23 protein-coding genes and 1 tRNA gene are annotated in these 20,509 nt (G+C 69.5%); 14 read left to right on the top strand and 10 right to left on the bottom strand.

Annotation, left to right across the window (positions count from 1 at the left end):
* The first annotated feature begins 58 nt into the window (after window positions 1–58).
* Both HDA39_RS42980 and HDA39_RS01675 read left to right on the top strand, forming a co-directional pair.
* Window positions 59–184 carry a hypothetical protein gene (locus tag HDA39_RS42980; RefSeq protein ID WP_273481447.1) on the top strand — a complete coding sequence of 42 codons (126 nt, stop codon included), beginning with the start codon at window positions 59–61 and terminating at the stop codon, window positions 182–184.
* 3 nt (window positions 185–187) lie between these two features.
* Window positions 188–1,432 (top strand): glutamate-5-semialdehyde dehydrogenase, encoded by a 1,245-nt coding sequence (locus HDA39_RS01675; RefSeq protein WP_184793473.1) that lies wholly within the window; start codon window positions 188–190, stop codon window positions 1,430–1,432.
* A gap of 24 nt (window positions 1,433–1,456) precedes the next feature.
* Here HDA39_RS01675 and HDA39_RS01680 read toward each other — a convergent pair whose 3' ends face one another.
* Both HDA39_RS01680 and HDA39_RS01685 read right to left on the bottom strand, forming a co-directional pair.
* A complete protein-coding gene (locus tag HDA39_RS01680) occupies window positions 1,457–2,146 on the bottom strand; it encodes a 4'-phosphopantetheinyl transferase family protein (protein WP_184793474.1) in 690 nt (229 codons plus the stop codon).
* Window positions 2,143–3,003, bottom strand: coding sequence for a winged helix-turn-helix transcriptional regulator (locus HDA39_RS01685; protein WP_184793475.1), 861 nt, complete (start codon window positions 3,001–3,003; stop codon window positions 2,143–2,145). The genes HDA39_RS01680 and HDA39_RS01685 overlap by 4 nt, the downstream gene beginning before the upstream one ends.
* Window positions 3,004–3,114: 111 nt before the next feature.
* Between HDA39_RS01685 and HDA39_RS01690 the strand changes: the two genes are divergently transcribed.
* Window positions 3,115–4,311, top strand: coding sequence for an MFS transporter (locus HDA39_RS01690; RefSeq protein WP_184793476.1), 1,197 nt, complete (start codon window positions 3,115–3,117; stop codon window positions 4,309–4,311).
* Here the strand turns inward: HDA39_RS01690 and HDA39_RS01695 are convergent.
* Window positions 4,244–4,693 carry an Lrp/AsnC family transcriptional regulator gene (locus HDA39_RS01695; protein ID WP_184793477.1) on the bottom strand — a complete coding sequence of 150 codons (450 nt, stop codon included), beginning with the start codon at window positions 4,691–4,693 and terminating at the stop codon, window positions 4,244–4,246. The genes HDA39_RS01690 and HDA39_RS01695 overlap by 68 nt on opposite strands.
* A gap of 339 nt (window positions 4,694–5,032) precedes the next feature.
* Here HDA39_RS01695 and HDA39_RS01700 point away from each other — a divergent pair, with 339 nt between their 5' ends.
* From HDA39_RS01700 to HDA39_RS01725, 6 genes are all read left to right on the top strand, one after another.
* Complete coding sequence (locus HDA39_RS01700; RefSeq protein ID WP_184793478.1) at window positions 5,033–5,191, top strand: hypothetical protein; 159 nt, start codon at window positions 5,033–5,035, stop codon at window positions 5,189–5,191.
* Between the two features lie 18 nt (window positions 5,192–5,209).
* On the top strand, window positions 5,210–5,821 hold the full coding sequence (nadD, locus tag HDA39_RS01705) for a nicotinate-nucleotide adenylyltransferase (RefSeq protein ID WP_184793479.1): 612 nt from the start codon (window positions 5,210–5,212) through the stop codon (window positions 5,819–5,821).
* A gap of 10 nt (window positions 5,822–5,831) precedes the next feature.
* Window positions 5,832–6,215, top strand: a complete 384-nt coding sequence (rsfS, locus tag HDA39_RS01710; RefSeq protein ID WP_184793480.1) for a ribosome silencing factor — start codon at window positions 5,832–5,834, stop codon at window positions 6,213–6,215.
* A 139-nt stretch (window positions 6,216–6,354) separates the two neighbouring features.
* The gene (locus HDA39_RS01715; protein ID WP_184793481.1) at window positions 6,355–7,002 is read left to right on the top strand and encodes a histidine phosphatase family protein; all 648 of its coding nucleotides are present in this window, start codon (window positions 6,355–6,357) and stop codon (window positions 7,000–7,002) included.
* Window positions 7,003–7,355: 353 nt separating this feature from the next.
* Window positions 7,356–7,428 (top strand) — tRNA-Ala (locus HDA39_RS01720).
* 278 nt (window positions 7,429–7,706) lie between these two features.
* Window positions 7,707–8,045, top strand: a complete 339-nt coding sequence (locus HDA39_RS01725; RefSeq protein ID WP_184793482.1) for a hypothetical protein — start codon at window positions 7,707–7,709, stop codon at window positions 8,043–8,045.
* A gap of 126 nt (window positions 8,046–8,171) precedes the next feature.
* Here HDA39_RS01725 and HDA39_RS01730 read toward each other — a convergent pair whose 3' ends face one another.
* Entirely contained in the window at window positions 8,172–8,837 is a 666-nt protein-coding gene (locus tag HDA39_RS01730) for an N-acetyltransferase (RefSeq protein WP_202892837.1), read from the bottom strand.
* Window positions 8,838–8,998: 161 nt separating this feature from the next.
* A complete protein-coding gene (locus tag HDA39_RS01735) occupies window positions 8,999–9,628 on the bottom strand; it encodes a histidine phosphatase family protein (protein ID WP_184793483.1) in 630 nt (209 codons plus the stop codon).
* A 418-nt stretch (window positions 9,629–10,046) separates the two neighbouring features.
* On the opposite strand from HDA39_RS01735, the gene HDA39_RS01740 reads away from it, so the two are divergent.
* Both HDA39_RS01740 and HDA39_RS01745 read left to right on the top strand, forming a co-directional pair.
* Window positions 10,047–10,685, top strand: coding sequence for a DUF998 domain-containing protein (locus HDA39_RS01740; RefSeq protein ID WP_184793484.1), 639 nt, complete (start codon window positions 10,047–10,049; stop codon window positions 10,683–10,685).
* 43 nt (window positions 10,686–10,728) lie between these two features.
* On the top strand, window positions 10,729–13,818 hold the full coding sequence (locus HDA39_RS01745) for a BTAD domain-containing putative transcriptional regulator (RefSeq protein ID WP_184793485.1): 3,090 nt from the start codon (window positions 10,729–10,731) through the stop codon (window positions 13,816–13,818).
* Here the strand turns inward: HDA39_RS01745 and HDA39_RS01750 are convergent.
* A complete protein-coding gene (locus HDA39_RS01750; protein WP_184793486.1) occupies window positions 13,802–14,551 on the bottom strand; it encodes an ABC transporter permease in 750 nt (249 codons plus the stop codon). The two genes, HDA39_RS01745 and HDA39_RS01750, sit on opposite strands and share 17 nt — an antisense overlap.
* Window positions 14,548–15,480 (bottom strand): ATP-binding cassette domain-containing protein, encoded by a 933-nt coding sequence (locus HDA39_RS01755; RefSeq protein WP_184793487.1) that lies wholly within the window; start codon window positions 15,478–15,480, stop codon window positions 14,548–14,550. Before HDA39_RS01755 ends, HDA39_RS01750 begins: the two co-directional genes overlap by 4 nt.
* A 78-nt stretch (window positions 15,481–15,558) precedes the next feature.
* Between HDA39_RS01755 and HDA39_RS01760 the strand changes: the two genes are divergently transcribed.
* On the top strand, window positions 15,559–16,302 hold the full coding sequence (locus HDA39_RS01760; RefSeq protein WP_184793488.1) for a VOC family protein: 744 nt from the start codon (window positions 15,559–15,561) through the stop codon (window positions 16,300–16,302).
* Window positions 16,303–16,398: 96 nt separating this feature from the next.
* Here the strand turns inward: HDA39_RS01760 and HDA39_RS01765 are convergent, their stop codons facing one another.
* Window positions 16,399–16,881 carry a DUF2867 domain-containing protein gene (locus tag HDA39_RS01765; RefSeq protein WP_184793489.1) on the bottom strand — a complete coding sequence of 161 codons (483 nt, stop codon included), beginning with the start codon at window positions 16,879–16,881 and terminating at the stop codon, window positions 16,399–16,401.
* A 139-nt stretch (window positions 16,882–17,020) separates the two neighbouring features.
* Between HDA39_RS01765 and HDA39_RS01770 the strand changes: the two genes are divergently transcribed.
* Window positions 17,021–17,647, top strand: a complete 627-nt coding sequence (locus HDA39_RS01770) for a TetR family transcriptional regulator (protein ID WP_184793490.1) — start codon at window positions 17,021–17,023, stop codon at window positions 17,645–17,647.
* Between the two features lie 54 nt (window positions 17,648–17,701).
* Here HDA39_RS01770 and HDA39_RS01775 read toward each other — a convergent pair whose 3' ends face one another.
* A complete protein-coding gene (locus HDA39_RS01775) occupies window positions 17,702–18,550 on the bottom strand; it encodes an alpha/beta fold hydrolase (protein WP_184793491.1) in 849 nt (282 codons plus the stop codon).
* Between the two features lie 76 nt (window positions 18,551–18,626).
* Between HDA39_RS01775 and HDA39_RS01780 the strand changes: the two genes are divergently transcribed.
* The gene (locus HDA39_RS01780; protein WP_184793492.1) at window positions 18,627–19,250 is read left to right on the top strand and encodes a TetR/AcrR family transcriptional regulator; all 624 of its coding nucleotides are present in this window, start codon (window positions 18,627–18,629) and stop codon (window positions 19,248–19,250) included.
* A gap of 19 nt (window positions 19,251–19,269) precedes the next feature.
* Here the strand turns inward: HDA39_RS01780 and HDA39_RS01785 are convergent, their stop codons facing one another.
* On the bottom strand, window positions 19,270–20,505 hold the full coding sequence (locus tag HDA39_RS01785) for an RNA polymerase sigma factor (RefSeq protein ID WP_184793493.1): 1,236 nt from the start codon (window positions 20,503–20,505) through the stop codon (window positions 19,270–19,272).
* Window positions 20,506–20,509 lie beyond the last annotated feature (4 nt).

The following is a 20,509-nucleotide window of genomic DNA, read 5'->3' on the forward strand; positions in this document are numbered from 1 at the left end:
GAGGATTGCTAGGGCTTTTCACGGCCAGGACCGGGCATTCGGCCTCCAGGAGGATGGATTGGGCCTGGCTGCCGGGGCGCCGCACTTCAAGGACTGGCGCGCGGCGGTCGCGGCGTACGTCGTACCGGGCGGCACGGGGAGTGAGACGGCCGGGCGCGCGGCCGGGGGTGCGGCCTACGATTGAGGGATGAGCGAGATCATCCAGCTGTGCCGGCAGGCCCGGGAGGCGTCGTACGCGTTGGCTGCGGCGTCGCGCGCGACCAAGGACGCGGCGTTGCACGCGATGGCGGCGGCTCTCCGGGCCAACACCGAGCGGATCGTGACGGCCAACGCGAAGGATGTCGCGGCGGCGCGTGAGGCCGGTACGGCGGAGTCGACTGTTGACCGGCTGGCGCTGGACCCGGGGCGCGTGGACGCGATGGCCGCGGGGCTGGAGCAGTTGGCGGGGCTGGTGGATCCGGTGGGCGAGGTCGTTCGCGGGTACAACCTGCCGAACGGGCTGGAGCTCAAGCAGGTGCGGGTGCCGTTCGGCGTCGTCGGGATCATCTACGAGGCGCGCCCGAACGTGACCGCCGACGCGGCGGGGATCTGCCTGAAGTCGGGGAACGCGGTGCTGCTGCGGGGCTCGTCCTCGGCGGCCTCGTCGAACGAGGCGATCATCGCCGTACTGCGAGACGCCGTCGTCGAGGCCGGCCTGCCGGCGGACGTGATCCAGGGCGTGCCGGGGGACCGCGCCGCGGTCAAGGAGCTGATGCAGGCGCGCGGGCTGGTCGACGTACTGATTCCGCGCGGTGGTGCCGGGCTGATCCAGACCGTGGTCACCGAGTCGACCGTGCCGGTGATCGAGACCGGCGTCGGCAACTGCCACGTGTACGTCGACGCGGACGCGGATCTGGAGCTCGCGCTGACGATCCTGATGAACTCCAAGACCCAGCGGCCGAGCGTGTGCAACGCGACGGAATCGCTGCTGGTGCACGCCTCTGTGGCGGACGAGTTCCTGGCCAAGGCGCTGCCGGCGCTGGCCGAGGCCGGTGTCACGGTGCACGGCGACCCGAAGGTGGTTGCTGCGGGCAAGGACATCCAGCCGGCCACGGACGAGGACTACGCGGCGGAGTACCACGGCCTGGAGCTGTCGGCGGCCGTCGTCGACTCGCTGGAGGCCGCGGTCGAGCACATCCGCAAGTACAGCTCCAGCCACACCGACGCGATCATCACCAGGTCGCAGGCGGCGTCGCGCCGGTTCGTGCAGGCGGTCGACTCGGCGGCGGTGGTGGTCAACGCCAGCACCCGCTTCACCGACGGCGGCGAGTACGGCTTCGGCGCGGAGATCGGGATCTCCACCCAGAAGCTGCACGCGCGCGGGCCGATGGGGCTGCCGGAGATGACGTCGACGAAGTACGTGGTGATCGGCGAGGGCCAGATCAGGACCTGAGTGGATCGGCGGCGCGCGGTGCGGTCAGGAGCTGAGCAGGTTGGCGGCGTCCTCGAGACTCATCTCGATCGGCTCGTCGCTCAAAGCGGCGAGGGCGGCCCGGTGATTCGGGGCTGAGTCGACGTCGATCAGCTGGATCGGGCCGGCGTGGTCCGGCCAGCTGACGACCGCGGCGGGCTGGTCGGGTGGAGTGACGACCAGCTTGGTGAGGTCGGTGCGGATTCCGTCGCCGGTGGCTTTGACCACGGCTTCCTTGCGGGTCCAGTACGTCGTGAACGCGGCCGGCTGATCCGCGGCTGGGCGGCGTACGAGGTCGTCGGTCTCCGCCGAGGCGAGGCTCACGCGCGCCAGCGCGACCGCGTCGACGGCGGGGTTGACCAGCTCCACGTCCAGGCCGATTGGTGTGGTCGGGTGGAAGGCGACGCCGACCAGGTCGCCGGAGTGGGTGATCGAGAGCTCGGCGCCCTCGGTGCGGACCTTGCCGTGGGGGCGGCCGCAGTCGGGGCAGCGGCGGTCCAGGCGGATGCTTGCTGGGGGCAACTGTTGGCGGCGGGCGAGGAGGCGGCGGACGATGGTGCAGCCGAGCAGGAAGCGGTTCTGGTCCTCCGTCCGTACGTACGCCGCCAAGCGCTCGCGTTCGGCTGGATCGAGGTCGGTGATCCATCGAGGGTCGATCGGCTGGGTGCTGAGGCGGGCCCACCAGACCTCGATCATGCGGTGTTCAACGCCCAGCTGACCGCGTCGGGGATGTCGGTGACCGGGTAGCGGACGGCGCGGATCACGCGGTCGGCGCCGACCACGAGGACGAAGCGTTTGAGGCGTTCGAGGCCGCCGGAGCGGAAGGTCGGCAGGCGCAGCGAGGCCGTGAGCTGCAGGTCCGTGTCGGAGAGCAGCGGGTGGGCGATCTGCTCCAGTTCGGCGAAGGCGCGCTGCTCGTCGGGGCGTTGGGTGCTCACGCCGTGGACCGTGATGCCTGCGGCGCGGAAGGCGTCGTGGTGCTTGCTGAAGAGTCTGTTCTCGAGGGTGCAGCCGTGCGCGCCGGCGATGGTCGGCCATTCGTCCGGCAACGGCGTGGGGCGCCCGGTCGCGGGGAAGCCGAAGATGACCGTCGTCTCGGCCGACAGCACATCGACCAGTCCGCCAGTGGTTGCGGGAAGCAACAACTCGGCGGGGACCCGGTGCCCGACCAGCTCGTGAAGGCGCTGGGCGGGTGGCTCGGCGGCATCGTTGGTGCCGGTGAGTTCGCCGTCGCCGAGGAGCCAGCGATCGCCCCAGTCCTGCAGCGCCACGAGCACCGGGAGCAGCGCCCGGCCGCGTGGGGTCAGCCCGTAGGCGTACCGCGTCGGACGTTCCTGGTACGCCGTACGCTCGACGACCCCGCTGTCCATCAGCCCGACCAACCGCTCGGTCAGCACCTTGCGGGAGATGCGCAGCGAGTCGGCCAGCAGGTCGAAGCGGTCGAGCCCGCGGGCGAGGTCGCGCACGATCAGCAGCTCCCACGGGTCGCCGACGACCGCGAGCGACTGCGCCACCGCACAGTCCGGCTCGGGCGAGAAACTGCTCCGCCGCACCTGCTGCCTCCCTCGTCCCAACCGCTCGCCGGCCGACGGCCGACCCGAATCCTGTTGCGCCCAACTTAGTCGGCCGAGTAAGTTCCCGCCAGGAACTCTCAAGGGGTGAGCATGAACTTCTGGCGCCGGATCGCCGATCTCCCCGGCTGGCTCAAAGCGGTGATGCTGGGGCAGTTGGTCAGCTCGGCCGGCGCGCTGGCCTGGATCTACCTGACCCTCTACCTCGTCGACGACCGCGGCATGAGCGCCCAGCAGGCCGGGTTCGCCGCAGCGGCGTACGGCCTGGGCCTGCTCGGCGGCAATCTCGGCGGCGGCTGGATCGGCGACCGGTTCGGCCTGCGGACAGCGGCGATCGGCAGCCAGCTGACCTGGGCGGCGGCCTGCCTGGCGATGCCGGTCGTCCCCAACAGCGGCCTGGCCGTCACAGCCGTCATCGCCGGGCTGTGCGGGGGAGCGAGCCGCCCGAACCTCAGTGCCCTCGTCGCGACCGCGATGCCGGCTGACCGACGCCGCGAAGGGATCGCGCTGTCGCGGACCGCCAGCAACGCCGGGTTCACCATCGGCCCGCCGCTGGGCGGCCTGCTGGCGGCGTACGACTTCTCGCTGGTCTTCGTGGTCGACGCGGTGAGCAGTCTGGTCCTGGCGGTGGTGGTCTGGCGTTGGGTCCCGCCTGCGACCCGAGTCGTCGTCAAGCAGGCCCACGGCGTCTGGCGGGCGCTGAGGCAGGACAGGCCGACCGTCGTACTGCTCGCTGCGATCGTCGTGGTCGACACGGCGTACCGGCAGCTCTTCGCGACCATGCCGCTGCTGCTGAGGGACGCCGGCTCGCCTGCGGTCGCGTACGGCGTACTGATCGGGCTGAGCTCGGTAGTGATCGTCCTGCTCGAGGCGCCGCTAGCAGTACGGCTTGCAGGTCACCAGGCTCGACGTGTGATCGCAGCGGGCTTCCTGCTCGTTGGACTGGGTCTGGCCGTGCTGGGAGTGTGGCCGGCGCTGGTAGGCGCCGCTATGGCAGTAGCGGTGATCACTGCCGGGGAGATGCTCTACAAGCCGACTGCGACTGCCCACGTGGCCGACGCCGCGCCAGAGGGGATGGTCGGCCGCTACAGCAGCCTGTACGCCGCTGCGTCGATCAGCGGGATGTTCCTGGCGCCGGCACTCGGCGGTACGGCGTACGAGCACGTGCCGGCGCTCCTCTACCCGGCGGCCGCCGTACTGGCTCTGGCAGCGGCCGCGGCCGTCACTGCGGCAGGGGAGCGGGCCGTGCTTCCCAGCGGGTCGACAGGACGACCGTCGTCCGGGTCCTGACCACGCCGTTGACCCGGCGGAGCTGGCCGACGACCGCCTCGAGCTGGGTGACGTCGGCGACGCGCACTTTGACCACCAGCTCCTGGTCCCCGGCCACGAACCAGCAGTCCTCGACGGCCTCGATCTCGCGGACGCCCTCGACGATGTCGTCGGTCTCCACGTCGTCGCGCTGGAACAGCCCGATCAGCGCGCTCGTGCCGAGCCCGACCTGGTCCGGGGCGACCACCGCGCGGTAGCCGAGCAGGACGCCGCGCTCCTCGAGCCGCTTCACCCGCTCCTGGACGCTCGGCCCGGACAGCCCGACGACCCGCCCGAGCTCGGCCCAGCTGGACCGCCCGTTGGCCCGCAGCGCCTCGACCAGCTGTCGATCGATAACATCCATGAATCCTCCCGTTAACCACAGATTCGTAGGGAGATCGTCTGATCTGCCTTTAATTCGTTTGTGTTCGCCGAGTGTACGGCGTACAATTTTGACTAGTCGGAGATGCCCCTCCGACATCACCACTACCCCGTGAAGGAATCATGATCACCCCCGAAGTCGCCCGTGCCCACATCTACGAGCTCCGTCGCGTCGCCGAGCTGCACAACCGTGTCGCCTCGCGCCCGTCGGCTCTGCGCCGGCTGCTGACCCGCAAGCACTGAGCTCCATCGCGCGACCGGCAGGCCCCGTGGGGCCGACCGGTCGCGCTTCTTGGGGGTGGGGCGAGATAGGCTCTACCCCATGGCTCTTCAACTCCTGCCCCAGCTGGCGCCGCTGTCCGAAGCCGCCGGCGAGGCGTCGCACATCTCGCCGTGGTGGTACGGCGGGTTCGCCCTGTTCGTGCTGGTCGCGCTGCTGGCGCTGACCGTGATCATGGGCAAGGGCCGGCCGCACAGCTGAGCGGCGGATCGAGCTGACGTGAACTCCCCGGAGCGGGTCCGGCGCCTCGGCGTCATGGGCGGAACGTTCGACCCGATCCACCACGGCCACCTGGTGGCCGCCAGCGAGGTGCAGGCGTACTTCGACCTGGACGAGGTGATCTTCGTCCCGACCGGCCAGCCCTGGCAGAAGACCGACCGGGCCGTCTCGCCGCCCGAGGACCGGTACCTGATGACGGTGATCGCGACCGCCTCGAACCCCCGGTTCTCGGTCAGCCGGGTGGACATCGACCGGCCCGGGCCGACGTACACGATCGACACCCTGCGCGACCTGTCCCGGCTCTACCCCGACGCCGAGCTGTTCTTCATCACCGGCGCCGACGCGCTGGCCCAGATCCTGACCTGGCGCGACGTCGACGAGATGTTCAAACTGGCCCAGTTCGTGGGCTGCACCCGGCCGGGGACCGAGGCGACCGAGCTCCCGCTCGACCGGCTCCCGATGGACCGGATCACCCTGCTCGAGGTGCCCGCGCTGGCCATCTCGTCGACCGAGTGCCGCGCCCGGGTCGCCAAGGGCAACCCGACCTGGTACCTGGTCCCGGACGGAATCGTCCAGTACATCGCCAAGCGCGACCTCTACACCAACCACTAGAAGGAACTTCATGCCAGCCTCCGAACGTGCCGTCGAGCTGCTCACCGCGGCAGCCGAGGCAGCCCACGACAAGAAGGCCGAGAACGTGCTCGCGTTCGACGTCTCCGAGCAGCTCGCGATCACCGACGCGTTCCTGGTCGCCTCGGCGTCCAACGACCGCCAGGTCCGCGCGATCGTCGACGCGATCGAGGACAAGCTGCGCGAGGACTTCGACGCCAAGCCGGTCCGCCGCGAGGGCGCCCGCGAGGGCCGCTGGGTGCTGCTGGACTACCTGGAGATCGTCATCCACGTCCAGCACAACGAGGAGCGCAGCTTCTACTCCCTCGAGCGGCTGTGGCGCGACTGCCCGGTGATCCCGCTGCCGTCGCCGGTGCCGGGCGCGCCGACGGACTGACTTTGCTGGTACGCCGTACGGCGGGCGTTCGCTCGGCGTACGGCGTCGAGCTGTGCAGCGGGTGTTGGCTCGCCGTACTGAACTGAACACTTGATTCGGGGTCGCCCGGTCGGCTCCGCTACTCCCGGGAGTATGGGTTATGACTGCAGGACGCCTGATCGTCTGGCGCCACGGCCGCACCGAGTGGAACCTCCAGGACAAGGTCCAGGGCCAGGCCGACATCCCCCTGGACGAGGTCGGCGTCGAGCAGGCCCGCGCGGCCGCGGCGCGCCTCGCGTCCCTCGCGCCGACCCGCCTGATCGCCAGCGACCTCCAGCGCGCCGCCTCCACCGCGGCCGAGCTGGCAGCGCTGACCGGCCTCACGGTCGAGTACGACAAGTCCCTCCGCGAGATCGACGTCGACGACTGGGCCGGCCTCACCATGGCCGAACTCGCCGACATGAACCCCGAGGCCGCCGCCCGCATCCGAGCCGGCGAACCCCAACGCCGCGGCACGGCCGGCGAAACCGTAGAAGAGGTAGCAGCCCGCTTCGCCCCCGCCCTCCAGCGCGCCGTAGAGGACGCAGACCCCGCCGACACCGTCGTGGTCGCCACCCACGGCCTGGCCGCCCGAGTAGGCGTCTGCCTCTTCCTGGGCATCCCCCAGGCCCACTGGCCCGCCTTCGGCGGCCTCTCCAACTGCAACTGGATCTCCCTCCTCCCCAGCCGCAACAACAACTGGCGCATTGAGGAATGGAACGCCGGCTCCCTCCCGGAGCCCGTCATGAGCGACGACCCGCAGCAGTAGCCGTCCACAAGACCGCGCCCCCAGGGCGCGGTCGAGTACGCCGGGCAGCTGCTCGTACGCCGGGCAGCTGCTCGTACGCCGGGCAGCTGCTCGTACGCCGGGCAGCTGCTCGTACGCCGGGCAGCTGCTCGTACGCCGGGCAGCTGCTCGTACGCCGGGCAGCTGCTCGTACGCCGGGCAGCTGCTCGTACGCCGGGCAGCAGCTCGTACGGGCGAGCCTTGCCTCCGCGCTACCGCAACCACCTCTCCACTCCCTGCCACAACACCCGTGTCTCTCGTCACCTCCACCCCCACGGGAACCGATTTTTCTTTGAGGCCCCTCTTCCGCTAAGCTTTCGGAGTCGCAAGAACGCGGGGCTTTGGCGCAGTTGGTAGCGCGCTTCCATGGCATGGAAGAGGTCAGGGGTTCGAATCCCCTAAGCTCCACCGCAGGTCAGAGGCCCTTTCCCGGTTGGGAAAGGGCCTCTGTTTTTTGACCCGGGAAGCTGGCCGGGAGGCTACGGCTCCTCGCCGGCTTCAACGCCGCTCCTCGACAGCGTCCTCAGCGCCGGCCACGCGAAGTACGGGTGCGGTACGGGCAGAGACACGTCGGCGACAACTCGTACCGTCGCGACAATCCAGCGGGCGGGCGCGAGCCGGCTCGGGACATCTCTCTCGGAGGACTGATGAAGGCACGTGCACTGGGGGCACTCGTAGGAGGCGCCGTGATGCTGAGCGGGTTGCTGGTGGCAACTCCAGCGCAGGCCGCCACGGCGTCGGTGACCTCGCCGGACGGCGGGGCGTTGGGGCAGGTGGCCGTCGCGGCGAGCGGGAACTACACCCTGATCGTCAAAGACAAGAGCTGTGACGCGCGAGGGGCGGTGCTGCACTTCAAGATCACTGGCGTCTGGAGCAAGGTCTCGGACAGCAGTTGCCATGGAGGCGCAGTCACCCGCGGCCCCATCGCGGCGGGTCACGGCCTCCGGATCGACTTCTACGTGTGCAACACGAACACGCGCACCGGCTACAAGAGCTGCTCGTCGACGAAGCGCGTCACCACCTGAGCAACGCGACACCCGGAGTCGCAACGTGCTGCCCGGTCCGCGCGCTCGCTGAGTTCCTGGGCGCGAATGCTGCCTTGGGGGCCCCGCGTGTCCCCGCTTGACAGGCAGGTTCCGTCCGCGGGGCTGTCATCGGCGGAGGGTATGTCGGACCCAGACGTTGGGTTCGACGTACACGGCGTAGTTGGAGGCGAGGTCGCAGTGCACCGTGGTCAGGGCGCCTGGTACTTCGACAGGGCCGGTCTGGTCGAACGGGAGTCCGGTCCAGGTTCTCCAGTCCTCCAGGGTTCCTGAGACCAGCCAGGATGTGGGCGCCGTGCCGACAATCTCGCCGCCGGCTCTGACGTGGGTTCTGAGCCATGGGTCGGAGGGCAGGCCGTCTTCGCGGGTCCGGTCGGCGTACTCGGGCATAGGAGTGAGTGGCTCGAGATGCTTGTGACTTGGGCGCACGGGTGCGAGGAGGCCGGTCAGATCCAGGTTGGCAGCCGCATCACGCAGTACGGCGAGCATCAGGCCTGCCAGTCCCTGACCTTGGAAGTCTTTGCTGACGCTGATGTTGAGCGCGCAGGCGACGTTCGGTACGACGCTGTGGCGGGCATCGGCGTAGGCCCAGACGACTGCTTGCTCCCAACCACCGGCAGGTAGTTGTTCGCGTCCTCGACCGCCGAATTCCAGTTGCACCGCTTGTGCGTCCGCTACAGGTGACCCGTCCTCCGTGGTCGCAATCAAACAGGTCGTCGGGAAGGCCTCGAGGGTCTGCCAGAAGTAGGCCTCGGAGATCCGGTTGTGGCGCATGAACTCACTCCAGCCACCGACGTCGATCGCAGCTCCCGCGAACTCCGGCCGCTGCGCGATCGTGGTGATCTAGACCCGGTGGCCGGATGGGAGGAGGTGCTTCATACCGGCATCGTCGCAGTTCGACGGAGTCGGTGAAGAAGCGTTTGTCCGGCTGCCGGTCAGTCGCCTGGGGGCAGGTGAGTGGTGTTGTTCAGGGACTCGATGGTTCGGTAGTGGTAGCGGTCGTCTTCCTGGAGGGTGGTGATGCCTCCGCTGGTGGAGCGGAAGGAGGCGTAGCCGGTGGAGTCGACCGGGAAGCGGAGCCAGGCGCAGAGGACGAAGGTCAGGGCTGTGCCGTGGGTGACGATGACTTGGTGGGGGGAGTTGCGGGCGAGGATCTGGTCGACGGCGCGGTAGGCGCGGTGGGCCAGGGCGGCTCTGGTTTCGGCGCCTTCGATGCCTTCGTTGTGGTGGAGGCGTTCGCCGGAGGCCGGTGGGAAGACGAAGCGGTCGTTCAGCCACTGTTGGGGCTTGCCGCCGGCGAGGCCGTAGGACTTTTCGCGGAGGTCGGTCATGAGGACGGGGGTGAGTCCTAGCTTCAACGCGATGGCCTCGGCGGTCTGGGTGGTGCGTTTGAGGTCTGAGGTGAAGAGGTCGGCGCCGGGTGGGACGAGTTCGGCGAGGCGGTTGGCGATTGCGGAGGCCTGCCGGTGGCCTCGGGGCGTGAGCTCGGAGTCGAACTGACCGCCGACGACGCGGTCGACGTGGTGCGTGGCCTCGGGGTGCGTGACGACGTACAGGGTTCTCATCGTGTCCTCTTCTGTCGATCCCGGCGAGGGAGGAATCCTGATGTGCGCGGGCGGCCGGACAGGGTGTGGATCACCAGTCTGGGCATCCTGGTCATCCGGGTGGGCAACTTTCTGCCGGTGTTCATCGTGCTCTATCTGACCGGGCGCGGGCACTCGGCGGGCGCCGCGGGTTTGTGCTGGGTGTGTCCGGGGTGGGCAACGCTGCGGGTGGGGATCTCGCCGACAAGATCGGCCGGCCGCGGCGGCGATCGGCGGCGCCGTCTACGCGATCGGCCCCTGGGCGCTCTGGGGCTTGATCGCCGCTGCCGGGCTGCTCTCCGCGCAATTGGCGCTGCCACGGCGTCGATCTGCGGCGCCGCCGTTCGACCTGTAGGTGCCGGCGGTCAACGGGACCGCCGTACGCCGAAAGGAACGAACGATGTCCACTGCAACGATCACCGCACCCAAGGTCGAAACGCTCGGAGCGCTCGCACTAGCCGGTCCGCTCTGGGCCGTCGTCGCGCTCGGCCAGGCCGCGACGCGGGACGGGTTCGACCTCACTCGTCATCCGCTGAGCATGTTGTCGACCGGGTCGCTCGGCTGGTTGCAGATCACTAACTTCGTCGTTGCCGGGGCTCTTGCGATCGTCGGTGCGCGTGGGATCGGTTGGGCGACCGGGAGTAAATGGGCGCCACGCTTGGTGACGGCGTACGGCGTGGGCTACATCTTGGCCGGCGTCTTCGTGCTGGACGCCGGTGACGGATTTCCGGCGGGTACGCCGCTGGGGGCGCCTGCGACGATCAGTTGGCATGCGATCGCCCACCTGCTGGCCGGCACGATCGCGTTCGCCGCGCTGACCGCTGTGCTGTTCGTGCTCGGTCGGTTCTTTGCTCGGCGCGGTGAGCGCGGCTGGGCGTGGGTCGCTCGCAGCGGTGGTGCCGCGGTGATCCTCGCGGACGTCGCGTCGATGGCCGGAGTGCCTGCGGCGTCCGCGGTGCTGGCGACGGGCGTCATCTACGCGATGCTGATCCTGTCGGGCGCGGCCCTGAAGCTGAGGGGTGAGCAGGCGGCGGCCTGAAGCCAAGGCGTGCGGGTACACCCGCGCGTGGCAAGATCAGCGGGTGCAGATCGGGATGCTTGGGCCGTTCGAGGTGCGGATCGGCGACGGTGCTGTCGCCGACGTACCGGGCGCTCGGTTGCGCGGGTTGCTGATCGCGCTGGCGCTGCGGCCGGGGCAGGTGGTGCCGAAGGCGACGCTGGTCGACTGGATCTGGGGCGAGAACCCGCCCGCGGAGGCCGCGAACGCCTTGCAGCGGTTGGTTTCGCGGCTGCGGAAGGCATTGCCGGAGGGTGTGGTCGAGGGGCATCCGGAGGGGTATCGGCTGGTGGTCGAGCCGGACGCGGTGGATGCTGTCAGGTTCGAGCGGTTGGTCAGCCAGGCGCGGCAGGATCCGGGGCTGCTGGGTGAGGCGCTCGGGTTGTGGCGCGGTGCGGCGATGCAGGACATCGGGCTGCAGGACAGTACGGCGTACGACGCGGCGGTGACGCGGCTCGACGGGCTTCGGCTGTCGGCGTTGGAGGACCGGTACGACGCGCAGAGCGGCGCCGAGCTGGTGCCGGAGCTGACCGACCTTGTCGCCGCCCACCCGGTGCGCGAGCGGCTGGTCGCCGCGCTGATGCGGGCCCTCGCCGCGGCTGGGCGGAACGCCGACGCCCTGCAGGTCTTCGAGCGGACTCGGCAGGCTCTCGCCGATGAGCTGGGGGTCGATCCGTCGCCGGAGTTGTCGGCGGTACATGTCGCTCTGCTGCGCGGCGAGATGGGGCGGAAGCCGGAAGAGCGCAAGACCAACCTGCGGGCCGAGCTGACGAGCTTCGTCGGCAAGGAGTCGGATCTCGCCAAGGTTCGTGAGCTGGTCGCCGGGCATCGGTTGACGACGCTGGTCGGGCCGGGCGGCGCGGGGAAGACGAGGCTGGCTGCAGAAACCGCCCGCACTCTGATTGACGGTGTGCCTGACGGCGTCTGGATGGTCGAGCTCGCGCCGATCAGCGCGGACAGCGACGTTGCGCAGGCGACGCTCGCCGCGGTCGGCCTTCGCGACGGGCTGCTCGGTGACCCGACGGATCTCGACCCGACCGATCGGTTCGTGAACGCGTTCCGTGACCGTGAAGCGCTCCTCATCCTCGACAACTGCGAGCACGTGATCGAGTCGGCCGCCGCCTTCGCTCACCGGGTGCTCGGCGAGTGCCCGAAGCTGCGGATCATCGCGACCAGCCGGGAGTCGCTCGGCATCACTGGCGAAGCCCTGTGGCGAGTCCTGCCGCTCACGCTGCCGTCGACAACCGCCGACACCGACGAGATCGAAGCCTCCGCCGCGGTCCGCCTGCTGCGCGACCGAGCAGGTGCCGTGGGCAAGGAGCTGACAGACGTACAGACCATGGCCCGCGTCTGCCGGGCACTCGACGGCATGCCGCTGGCGATCGAGTTGGCCGCGGCCCGGTTGCGCACGATGTCCCTCGACCAGCTCGCCGACCGCCTCGACGACATCTTCCGGCTGCTCACCGGCGGCAGCCGTACGGCGCTCCCGAGGCAACGAACGCTCCGAGCGGTGATCGACTGGAGCTGGGAGCTGCTCAGCGACGCCGAACGCGCCGTGCTGCGCCGGCTCTCCGTGTTCTCCGGCGGCGCCAGCCTGGAAGCCGCCGAGCGAGTCTGCGCCGGCGACACCGTCGAGTCCTGGCAGGTCCTCGAACTCCTGACGGCCCTCACCGAGAAATCCCTGATCGTTGCCGACGGCGACAAGTACCGGCTGCTCGGCACCATCCGCGAGTACGGCGTCCAGCGCCTCGCCGAGGCCGGAGAGGCAACTACCGCCCGTCACGCCCACCTCGCCTACTTCACCGAGCTCGCCGAGACCGCCGAGCCCTACTTCCGTCGAGCCGAGCAGCTGGAATGGCTGGCGACGCTCGCGGCCGACCACGACAACCTCAGCGCGGCGATGCGCGGAGCGATCGCCGCCGGCGAGGCCCAGAGCGCGATGCGGCTCGCGGCCGCGGCCGGTCTGTACTGGTGGCTCAGCGGGAACAAGGCCGAGGGCAACGAGTTGGTGATGGCCGCCACCAGGACGCCCGGCGAGGTGACCGACGAGGTGCGGGCGATGGTGTACGTCATCGTCGTGACGTTCCTCAACAGCGGGCCGGGCGACGAGCACCACGCGGAGGAGTGGATCCACGAGGCATACCGGATCAGCCGGCGCACACAGCTCGTCAGCCCGGTGCTCGCCCTGATCGCCCCGCTCGAACACATGCTGCGAGCGCCCGGCGACATCCTGTCCGCGTGGGAGCCGATGCTCGGCAGCGAGGATCCGTGGGTCCGCGCGATGGGCCGTTTGCAGCTGGGCAAGATGCGCGGCGTACTCGGCCACGGTGGTTTCGAGGCCGACGCGCAGCTCGAACTGGCGGTCACCGCGTTCCGCGCACTCGGCGAGCGGTTCGGGATCTCGTTCGCGATCACCGAGCTGGCCGAACGGATCGCCACCCGGGGCGAGTTCGAGCGGGCCTGCGAGTACTACGACGAAGCCGTTGCCGTCATCACCGAACTCGGGTCCTTCGACGACGCGATCCGGATGCGCTCGCGCCAGGCCCAGCTGTACTGGTTGCTGGGCGATGCCGGGGCGAGCACTACCGCGATGGCCGAGGCCCAGCAGTACGCCGACCGGGTCAACTGGCCGGGATCGCTGGCCATGCTCGCGTTGTCGAAGGCGGAGCTGGCCCGCTGGGCCGGTGAGACCGACGAGGCGCTGAAGCAGATCCAGCTCCTGGCCACCCTGCTCGGTGACGAAGCGAAGCAGCCGCACGTCAGCGCGACGACCGAGACGTTGCTCGCCTATGTCACCGAGGATCTCGGCGCAGCGCGCGAGCACCTCCGAGCGGCCTGCCAGGCGGCGAGTTCGGCCGGGCACGCGCCCGTGATCGCGGGCGTCCTCGTCGGGCTGGCGAACCTGGCGTTGCGCCGCGACCAGGACGAGCTCGCCGTACGGTTGCTCGCGGCAAGCACCGCCGTACGGGGCCTGCCGGACCGGTCGTTGCCGGACGAGGCCCGCATCGAGCAGACAGCGCGAAGCCGCCTCGGCGACGTACGGTACGCCGAGGCGGCTGAGCAAGGCCGGGAGACCAGCTGGGATCAGCTGTTCGAGATCACGCTCGCTTCTTGAACGTCGCCGACGCCCACAGGTAGCCGACCAGCGCGATCCCGAAGCACCAGGCCAGCGCGGTCAGCACGTCGCTCGTCTGCGGCGTACCGTTCAGGAAGCCGCGCAGGGCCTCGATGATCGGCGTGAACGGCTGGTACTGCGCGAACTGCTTGATGCCCGGGCCCATCTTGTCCGCCGGAACGATCGCGCTGCTGAAGAACGGCAGCATGATCAGCGGTACGGCGGCGAACGCGGCCGTCTCCGGCGACTTCGAGGCCAGGCCCAGAGCGACGGTCAGCCACGCGGTCGCGAAACCGAGCAGCAGGACCAGGCCGATCACGCCCAGCCAGTCGACGAAACCCGCCGACGGGCTGAAGCCCAGCAGGAAGGCGACGCCGACCAAGGCCGCGATGGCGATCACGTTGGTCAGCACGCTGGCGACGACCTTGCCGGTCAGGACCGCGTGCCGGGGAACGTCCATCACCTTGAACCGGTTGATGATGCCCTTGGTCATGTCGGCGTTCACCGCGACCGCCGTACCGCCGAGTCCGTAGCAGATCGCCAGCAGCATCATGCCCGGCGTCGCGTAGTCGATGTAGTCGACGCCGACGCTGAACGCGTCACCGAGCACGTACACGAACATGAACAGCATGATCACCGGCATCAGGACGGCGTTGAAGACCGAGGTCGGGTTGCGGGCGACGTGCCGGAAGTCGCGCTGCAGCATGACGAGTGAGTGGGACTTGGCGCTCATGATGCGACTACCTCCGTGGTGTGGCCGGTAAGGGCGAGGAACACGTCGTCGAGATCGGGGGTGTGGACGGAGAACTCCTCGGCGCTCAGCTCGTACTCGTCGAGCCGGTCGAGCACGCCGCGCAGCGACTTGGTGCCGCCGTCGCTCGGGACCTTGAGCGCGAGGGCCTCGTCGTCGCGGGTGGCGTCGGGGAACAGCCGCGACGCCGCGTCGAGTTCGGCCGGGGTGGTGAAGCGCAGCCGGACGTGCGTTCCGGGGAGCTGACGCTTCAGCTCGTCGGGGGTGCCTTGGGCAACGAGCCGGCCCTGGTCCAGGACGGCGATCCGGTCGGCGAGCTGGTCGGCCTCCTCGAGGTACTGCGTGGTGAGAAAGACGGTCACGCCGTCGGCCACGAGCTCGCGGATGATCGTCCACATCGTCCGCCGGCTCCGCGGGTCGAGACCGGTCGTCGGCTCGTCCAGGAAGATGATCTGCGGGTTCCCGACCAGCGTCATCGCCAGGTCGAGCTTGCGGCTCATGCCGCCGGAGTACGTCGACACCGCCTTGTCCGCGGACCCGGTCAGGTCGAACCGGTCGAGCAGCTTCTGTACGACGTCGCCGTCGACCGACCGGCTCAGGTCGACCATCAGCTGCAGGTTCTCCCGACCGGTCAGCAGCTCGTCGACCGCCGCGAACTGCCCGGTCACGCCGATCGCCGCCCGCACCGCCTTGGCGTCGGTCTGTACGTCGTACCCGGCCACCCGCGCTGTCCCGCCGTCGGCCCCGATCAACGTCGTCAGCACGTTCACCGTCGTCGTCTTGCCCGCGCCGTTCGGCCCGAGCAACGAGAAGATCGACCCGGCCGGTACCTCCAGATCGATGCCGTCCAGCACGACCTTGTCCTTGAACGCCTTCCGCAGCCCCGAGACCGCGATCGCTGTGCTTGTCATGGGAAGAGCTTCATCGCGCCCGCTGACATGGCTCCGCCACCGTCCTGACACGCCCTGACACCGGCCTAGGATGCGGTCATGGCGACCCGGCTGGTGCAGATCTCGGTGAAGGCTCAGGACAAGTCCGCGCTCGGGCGGTTCTGGGCGGAGGCGCTCGGCTGGAAGGTCACCGACGAGCCGGACGAGACGAACGTCGAGCCGAAGGGCGTCGAGTACCCGGACGCGACGGCCGTCTACATCGACGTACTCGCGGTGCCGGCGCCGAAGACGGTGAAGAACCGGGTCCATCTCGACCTCGCGTCCAGCTCTCCGGAGCATCAGCAGGAGCTGGTGGCACGGCTTCGTGGGCTCGGGGCGACGCCGGTGGACATCGGTCAGGGGGACGTCCCGTGGACGGTGCTGGCCGATCCGGAGGGGAACGAGTTCTGCGTGCTGGAGCCGCGGGAGATCTACCGCGACACCGGGCCGGTGGCCGCGGTGGTGGTCGACTGCACGGATCCCCGGGCGATGGCCCGCTTCTGGGGCGAGGCCATGGACTGGGTGGTTGGGGAGGTGACGGACGACTCGGCGACGTTGCGTTCGGCGCGGGGCGTCGGGCCGTACTTGGAGTTCCTGCGCGTCCCGGACGCGAAGAGCGGGCTGAACCGCATCCACCTGGACCTTCGGCCGTACGCCGGTGACGACCACCCGGCTGAGGCGGACCGGCTGCGGAGTCTCGGCGCCACCGACCTCGACATCGGCCAGGGCGACGTCCCGTGGACGGTCTTCACCGACCCGGAGGACAACGAGTTCTGCTTGCTCACGCCGTTGGGCAGCCGCTGAGCGCTCGCGGGCCGGTCTGCCGAGCACTCTCGACTATCGAGTGGGTCAGGCGCGTTTTCTGACCAATAGCCCGACCGTCCACGGGATGCTCACACCTCAGGGCCGCTCGGCAGCGGGGTCGAGTTCCTTCGCCGCGCGCCGTAGCATCTGCCGCACCATCGGCGGGTGCAGGAGGCGCACCGGTGCGAAGTACAGCCGGCCGAGCAGGTTGTGAATCTGGACGATCGTGATCACCTCCACCGCACCGTCGACGCACCGGATCGAGGCCCTGAAGTCCAGGTGCTTGTCGTCGGTGCCGATCAGCGCCTCGTGCTCGTTCGACGCGCGCACCCGAAAGGAATGCTCCGCTGCGGTGCGGATGCCGAACAGGGCGACCGCTCGGTCGCGAAGGGCGAGCGCTGAGGCCACCCACGCCGGTGGCCGGTGAAAGAGTTCGCTCGTCCACGCCAAGGGGTCGGTGGACGCCGACGGACCGACCGGCTGACGCTGGCAGTCGCTCCAATCCGCCTGCACACCGCAGGCGGCGAGCAGGGCGGACCCGGGCTTGGACGTGGCATCCGCAGGGTGCTGGTCGGTCATCGTGGTCCTCTCGGGTTCAAGATAGATACAGACGTGCACGTATCTATCTTGAGAGTAGCATTGCGGCGCTGATCCGCACCCGCGGAGATCTGCGGTCCCACGGCGACCGGTAGTGCGTCATGAACGAAGGTGGAACGACGTGAGTGCTTCCGAAGGGCGCACCCAGCTCGAGCGACGAAGCCGAACCAGAGCCGCTCTGCTCTCGGCGGCCGCCCGTGGCATCTCCACCTACGGGTACGCCAATCTGACGCTCGCCGGCGTGGCGAAGGAGGCCGGCTACACCCGGGGCGCGATCTACCACCAGTTCGAGGGCAAGGCCGAACTCGTCCTGGCGGTCGTGCAATGGGTCGAAGAGACCTGGACGACCGAGGTACGCGACCCTGCGCTCGCCGAGTCCACCCCCCTTGCCTCGTTGATGGCGCTGGCCCGCGGTCACGCGATCTACTGCCGCCGCGACGTGGCCCGCGTCATGCTCAGCCTGCGCATCGAGTTCGCCGGTCAGGATCATCCGGTGGGACGAGCCGTCGCGTCGGTCATCGACGTCCTCGAGTCGGACTGCCGGACGCTCATCGCCGCCGCCCGGCGCGACGGCTCGATCCCCCCGGGACCGCCGGTGCGGCTGACGGCCGCCGCGTTCTCCGGAGTGCTGGAGGCCGTCGGGATCGAGCTCGCCGGACAGGCACCGCACGACGTCAAGCTCATGCGGCGTGCGGTGCGGGGCACGCTGGGCCTCCCCGCGGACGAGCTTCCCGACCCTGCGCCTTAGCCTCGATGGTTCGACCGAGTCGTGGTGGTGTTGGTCGGACAGGGTGGGGCCCTGTCAGCGAAGCCCGGCCTCTCCAGTCCCGGCCAGAAACTCCTCGAGCACCGCGGCAAGCCGCTCCGGCTGGTCCTCGGGAATCAAGGTGGCAGAGTCCTCGATCTCCACCAAGCGGCCCTGAGGGAACAGTTCGGCGAGCCGTGGACCGTGGTCCCGCGGCATGAACTTGTCCTGCGTGGCCCAGACGATCAGGGCCGGCCGATCGAAGTCGCTCAGACGCGTGCTCCACTCGAGGAGCGTCCGGCGACTGGGCGCGGACGTGGCGAACTTCTTGAAGTCACGCCTGATCGCTCGGTTCTTCGACGCCGGAGCGAACCAGTCGTCCATGACGGAGTCGGGAACTCGCGTCAGGCTCAAACCACCGAAGCCGGCCGGAAGGTGCCTGAACCACTTCAGGTTCAGCAGCTTGAGCAGGAGCCAAGCACCGCCTGGCAGGGCCACCACCTTCGACAAGGGCTTCGCCGGACCCGGCGGGAAGTTGTCGAAGGCTTCGCACGCAACCATGACGAGGCGGCCGACCCTGTCCGCGCGCCCCTCGGTGACGAGGAACTGCGGCCCACCCCAGTCGTTCATGATGAGACACACGTCATCGAGTTCGAGCGCCTCGAAGAACTCGCCGAGCAGCAGCGCGACGCCTCGCTCGGACAAGTCCGCATCGGCGCGCATCGGCTGCCGGTGCCCACCCATCGGCAGGGTCGGCAGGATGCACCGGTAGCCCTCGAGGAGCGGCACGACCTTCCGCCACTGCGTCTCGTTCATCGGGAGCCCATGGGTGAAGACCAGGACCGGCCCGTCACCACCCGTGTCCACATAGTCGACCTGGCCGGCGGACAGCGTGATCTGAGGCATGGCGAGATGCTACTGGATAGATCGTTCTACTGTAATCTGAGGGAGACCTCTCCCCACACACGTCCGGACCACAGACATGCCACCCCCAACACCCTCGAACCGCGCGCGGATCGAGTCCACGGCCGCCAGACTCTTTCGCCGCAACGGCTACACCGGGACCGGCCTGAAGCAGATCTCGGCGGACGCCGGTGCACCGTTCGGCTCGATCTACCACCACTTCCCGGGCGGCAAGCAGCAACTCGCGGAAACGGTCATCCGTTCGACGGGCCGTGAGTACCTCGACCTGGTGCTCGGTCTTCTCGACGGCGATCCGGACCCCGCTGCGGCAGTGCACCGCGCGTTCGAAGCGGCCGCCACCGATCTGGCCGCGGCGGACTATGCCGACGCGTGCACCATCGCCACGGTGGCGCTCGAGGTGGCGAGCACCGACGAAGTGCTGCGCGTGGCCACGGCTGACGTCTTCGAGACCTGGGTTCAGGCGCTGGCGGAGTGGTTCGGCACGTGGTGCGACTCCGGCGTCGCGCGCGAACTGGCCCAGTCGACGATCATGATCCTCGAGGGCGCATTCGTGCTGAGCCGTGCGTCCCGGGATCCAGAACCGCTCTTGGTAGCAGGCCGGTCGATGGCCGCCCTGGTTCGCGCCGCGGTGGACCAGGCACCGCCAGGCCGGCCCGATCACGGTCACGTTCGGAGCTCATAGCTTCGGGTCCTCGACCGCGCTACTGTTCGGCGGCTTTGGACTCCAGTACGGAGCGTTCGGCGTCGTTGGTGCAGAGGGCTGCTGCCTGAAGATAGGCGGCGCGGGCTTCGTCGGGGCGGTTCAGACGGGCGAGCAGGGCGGCTTGTACGGCGTACAAGAGGTGGGACTTGCCGAGTACGCCGTCGGCCAGTTCGTTGACGATCGCGAGGCCGGAGGCCGGGCCCTGAGACATGGCGACGGCGGCGGCTCGGTTGAGGTCGACGACGGGGGACGGGGCGAGCTGGGCAAGGCCGTCGTACAGGGCGACGATGCGCGGCCAGTTGGTTTCGTCGACGGAGACCGCGGTGGCGTGGCACTCGGCGATCGCGGCCTGGAGGCCGTAGAAGCCGAGGCCTCGGCCGACGGACACGGCCTTGGCGAGGGCGGCTCGGCCGCGGCGGATGGCCGAATGATCCCAGAGGTGGCGGTCCTGGTCTTCGAGGAGGACCGGGCGGCCTTCGGCGTCGACGCGCGCGGGGAAGCGGGCCGCGGTCAGTTCCATCAGGGCCAGCAGGCTCTGCGCCTCGGGCTCCGGGGTGAGGCGGGCGAGGCTGCGGGAGAGGCGGAGGGCCTCCTGGGCGAGGTCGGTGCGGATCCAAGAGTCGCCGTGGGAGGCCGACGAGCCCTCGGTGAAGATCAGGTAGATCACGTTCAGGACCGAGCTCAGGCGGGCGGGACGCTCGGCAGGGTCGGGTACGGCGAACGGGATCTCGGCGGCGGCGATGGTCTTCTTCGCGCGCGTGATGCGGGCCTGAACGGTCGGGACGGGGACGAGCAGCGACTTGGCGATCTCGTCGGTCGTCAGACCACCGACCACGCGCAGGGTGAGCGCGACGCGGGACTCCTTGGCCAGGATCGGGTGGCAGGAGGTGAAGATCAGCGCGAGCAGGTCGTCGTCGATCGCGTCGGGGTCGAAGAGGGCGTCGGCGCCCGGAGTCGTCTCGTCGAGATCGCGAGCCAGTACGGCGTACCGCTCGTCGGCTCCCGCTCGCCGGCGGAACGCGTCGATCGCCCGCCGGCGGCCGACCGCGGTCAGCCAGTTGGCCGGCTGGTCGGGGATGCCGTTGGTCGACCAGCTGACGAGCGCCTCGGCGAGCGCTTCCTGCGCGACGTCCTCGGCGAGCGCGAAGTCGCGGGTGTACCGGGCGAGCGCGCCGACGATCCGTGCGGACTCACTCCGCCACACGGCCTCGACGGCACGCCTCGCCTCAGTCATCCAA

Origin of the sequence: Kribbella italica, from assembly GCF_014205135.1 — a bacterium.
Taxonomy (GTDB): Bacteria; Actinomycetota; Actinomycetes; order Propionibacteriales; family Kribbellaceae; genus Kribbella; species Kribbella italica.